This is a genomic window from uncultured Gimesia sp., from assembly GCF_937919775.1.
GTDB lineage: Bacteria > Planctomycetota > Planctomycetia > Planctomycetales > Planctomycetaceae > Gimesia.
Map to the genome: position 1 here is coordinate 1 of NZ_CALFPF010000427.1, position 3,708 is coordinate 3,708.

Here is a 3,708-nt window from a genome sequence, read left to right on the forward strand (position 1 = left end):
GGTTTTAGATGGAGTTATGAACCCTCTTGACACCGTCGTGCCCTTCTCGAAGATGCGTGTTACGCGTCGCGCGCGTGGGAATTTCATTTTGTCTGTGAATGCACGCGCCCCTGTGAATCCGATCCCCCTGAAACCCGCTGGTTTCAGACCGATTTTGCTCAACGTCAAGCCCCCTGGTTCAGGATGAGCACCAAAGTTCGGCGCCATATCGGCACGCACAAGTCGCATCAGGGCGCCGTGGAGCGCATCACAAAACACGTCCTGCCGCAGTTCTGCGCTCCGTTTCTCAAAACCCCACATTGACATCCCCACGCCCTTCGCGATGATCATCCCCAGCGAAACCACACACCGTCCCCGGCAGGACAATAAATTCAGCAACACAAAAAACAGACATCTCATGCCAGACCTCTCCCTGAATCGCGATCAGATAAAACAGGCAGACAGCATCAGCCATTCGACAACAGCGTCCAGGCAGAGACTGCGCAGCAGACCCGGAACGGATTCTATCCGATGTCAACCGGGTAAACGCAGATGAAAAACCGGCAGGTGTGAAAGAGCAGGGCACATCGGTGCCCCCATTCAGCAGGCGCGCGTCGTGTCATCAAAGAGCGAGGTAACACACAGCACATCCGAAATCATTCTCACCTGGATTGAAGAGGCCTGGCAAGCAAAAGAGTTACACTGCATGCGTCCCCGAATTTCGCATCCATGCATTGTTAAATCGGTTTTATGGAGCCGGTTCAATGCAGATCCAGTTCAGGCAGGTGTTGGTTCCGGCACCCGATTTTCCGATCTCAATCGTCAGTCGACCATCGGTCACATTGATTTTCGCTTTCCGCTCCAGGAATGAGCCGCCATCGGTGGCTTCCTCTTTGATGACCTGATTTCCTTCCACTTTGACCGATTGTCCGATCTGTTCGTGTTCGGAATCGCCGACACACACGGTCACCAGCCAGGAACCGTTGGTGACTTCACACTCCCAGACATCCTGGTCGCGCGTAAACAGAAAGGTGTCCCGATAGGCTTCAGGAACCTGTTTCCGCTGACGATGATTCTGACTGAGGTCGCGCCCCCATCCGAAACCCCGTTTGCGATCAAAGACCAAACCATGATCCGACTCAAAGCCTGATACGGGGGGCGCGTTTTTGCCTGTGAAATTAATCCGGCGGGCATGCGGGGCATTGGTTTTGTCCAGCAGGCCATCCTGATCAGCCGACACTTCTGCTTTTTCCCATAACACGGGTTCGCCGGGAGTAAACAGGGTCGGATCATCGACGTCCCCGATTCCGTCACCGTCTGCGTCATTGGGTTTCATTCGAGGAAATTGTTTTACGGGCAGGTCTTTGAGAGAACTCCACAAGCGTTGGCAAAATTCGCCGCGGCTGATGCCTTCATCAAACGAAACAGGCAGATTGGCAACGTCCACGGTTTTGAATGCGAGCAGTCTGGTTGCCTGACGCCATTCCGGCGTGGCAGGATCATCCGGTTGAAAATCAACGTTGCGCACTTCCATTGGCAAAATGCCCCGTGCCGCCAGCCGATTAATGGCGACAAAGGCGGGATGTGCCGGTGCCAAATCGCGATAAGGCCAGATCAGTATCGCGACTCCTTCCTCAGATGCGCCGCACAATGCATGACGTACTTGTTCCAGCCGTTCACGATCATAGGGAATTTCTCGTGGCGGAATATCCTGCTGTAAAGAGACCGCTGCCGTGGCGCCGGCGGCCTGGCCGACGGCGATACATTGATCATGCAGGCGAATCGCCGCGCTCACAATACTGCTGTATCCCACATTTTTTTGTGCGCCCAGCAAGCCATCCATTTCGATGGGAACCAGACTCCTTAATGGGAAGACCGAACGGTCGCTGACCAGACTGGTATTCCGCCCCGGTTTTTCATAGTCGATCCAGGGACCCTTGTTGCCTTCTGATTTCAGGTAGGCACGTCCCGTGCGATGGAAATCATAATGAAACTGCCAGGCGAATAATCCATCAGGATACATGACCCGTGAAAAGCGTTCGCGCGCGAATTTCTTGGTGGGGCCATCATTGTTCCGGCCGTCCTGCTCACGCATCATATACATGGCTTTCAGCCGCAATGATTCCCGGATATAAGGTTTGTGAGGCAGACGGTCTGTGGTTCCAAATTCCTCACTCAAATGAAAATGACGGAAGCTGTTTGTTTTATCGGGAGCCTGTTCATGCACAAAATTCTGCAGATGATAGAACAGACATAACGAATGTCGTTTGGCATCGTCAAAAATGATCTGCCTCTGCCGACGGTTCATCAACACGATATTTTTCGTGGACGCCCCCGGTTCCGTTGCTTCGAGCGCCTCGACCACGTGTAAAGGTAACCGTTCGAGTGGGTAATCCTGCCCCAGCATATAATTCAACAGGATGCTGGTTTTGTGATCTTTACTGGTGTAACCATCGACAATCCGTCGTACGGTAAAAACCGAAAGCTGTCGCGGCGATGCTTTGCCTGCGTCCGGCCAATGCGGAATTGATCCCAGTTTGACCGGTCGATCCCATTCCAGATCTTTCATGCGGGCCAGGCTCAAGTTCGACGTGCGCACAAAATTGCGATCGTCATAGCGTTCTGGTCTGGGAATGGGCGAATCTTTTTCGGATTCTTCCACGATCATTGCCCAGGTGATCGGGTTCATTTCATTAGCAGGATAATCATCGGTATTCAGTGGCGCACTCGGCTCGTTATACCGTGTGCGGGGATCGGCCCCGAATTCAAATTCCGCTCCTGCCACCTGAATCGCATCTCCCCAGTCTGACGCGTCGATGGTTAATTTCGCGGTGATGTGCAGATCCGGCGTTTCGGAATTGACGGGGGCAAACCAGAGCCCCGTCAATTGCGGGCGCTGTCCGTTTCGATTCACGTCGGCTTTGACGGGATAATGCTCTGTGATCAGACGAATCTGTCCACTCTCAAGATAGGGTTGCAGCATGAAACGAAATATCGCCTCGGCTTCGGCGGGACGAAATGTGGAAGGACCATGAAACGGACGGCCCGGCATGGGGGAGCCATACTTCTCTGAATTAAAGGCTTCAATGCGATCCATTAATTCTTTGAACAGGCCACTGCGATGAAACGAGCGTTTCATCGGATGCCAGTCGACCCCCCAGCCGACTTTACCCGGTCCCTTGTTTTCATCGACACAGGCCAGCGCCTGTTCGGTATATTGTCCGCCCAGCCATTTGCCGTCCAGAACAAGTGTGATTGATTTTACTCCCGATCGTGCGGCTTGAATCGCAGCCGCCCACCCCGATTCGGTTCCTCCCACAATCAGCAAATCCGTTTTTTGTTCTGGCTTTTCTGCTTGAACTAGATTATTACTAAGAAAACTTAATTTATTTATGAAAAAACTCAATAAACAGACCAGAAACACGATCTTAATATTCATGGCGAGTGTTTCTTTCTCAATTAGAGAGGGTGATGAGGACTGAAGTCTGCATCATCATAAGGCATGTTCACACGAATTGTCATCTGTCATTTTGTTTTGAGGTCGAATTTGGTTCGAATCAAAAATCAGAATGCAATCGCTGAGGAGGCTGGATGCCAGACCTTAGATAAGAATATGGCATTGATTTTGCACTTTCTTAGTTTTGTACAAAAAACTTCGTGCTTGAGCCTTTATCAGCGCAATTAGAGCGCATTGATGGATGATCTCTGGGCACTCAGGTTTGTATTTTT

Annotated in this window: 2 protein-coding genes; both read right to left on the bottom strand. The window is 51.7% G+C overall.

Features of this window, described 5'->3' with window-relative positions; genetic code table 11:
• The coding region (locus Q0294_RS11690; protein WP_299465155.1) for a hypothetical protein at nt 1-399 on the bottom strand (399 nt) is incomplete at its 3' end.
• A 328-nt stretch (nt 400-727) separates the two neighbouring features.
• Nucleotides 728-3,418 carry an FAD-dependent oxidoreductase gene (locus Q0294_RS11695; protein WP_299465158.1) on the bottom strand — a complete coding sequence of 897 codons (2,691 nt, stop codon included), beginning with the start codon at nt 3,416-3,418 and terminating at the stop codon, nt 728-730.
• Nucleotides 3,419-3,708: the final 290 nt, after the last annotated feature.

Coding starts and splice junctions, on each gene's coding strand:
- Q0294_RS11695 (WP_299465158.1), bottom strand. CDS start 3,418: ATGAATATTAAGATCGTGTTTCTGGTCTGTTTATTGAGTTTTTTCATA.